At 51.3% G+C, this 474-nt stretch carries 1 protein-coding gene; it reads right to left on the reverse strand.

All coding sequences use genetic code 11. The features are described 5' to 3' along the window. A partial coding sequence (locus FDX19_RS19900; RefSeq protein ID WP_249357575.1) for a site-specific integrase occupies positions 1 to 474 on the reverse strand: 474 nt, incomplete at both ends.

Below are 474 nucleotides of genomic sequence, written 5' to 3' on the forward strand. Positions count from 1 at the left end.
ACTCATTTGCCGCTCTACGGCATCCCTCGACCACAGTTCAGATTCTACCAGTGCACTACAGGCCATCGCCCGGAAGCCATGCCCACAGACGTCAGCTTTAGTATCGTACCCCATCAGACGAAGCGCCCGATTGATAGTGTTTTCACTCATTGGCTTATACGGGTTATGGTCGCCGGGGAAGACCAGCTCCAGATGGCCGGAGATTTCCTTTATCTGTTTCAGAATGGTAATTGCCTGTTGGGAAAGCGGAACAATATGCGGGGTACGCATTTTTGCGCCACGACCTGAAAAACGGACTTTTTCGATCGCCTCGCGAGTGGCAGGGATAGTCCAGATTTTGTGTCTGAAATCGATCTCACTCCAGCGGGCAAAGCGTAGTTCACTGGAGCGAATAAACAGGTGAAGAGTCAGAACCACAGCCAGCCTTGTTAACTGCCGTCCCTGTTGATAGTCGCCAATGCGCTCAAATAATTC

Source organism: Citrobacter sp. wls619, from assembly GCF_005281345.1.
Taxonomy (GTDB): Bacteria; Pseudomonadota; Gammaproteobacteria; order Enterobacterales; family Enterobacteriaceae; genus Citrobacter.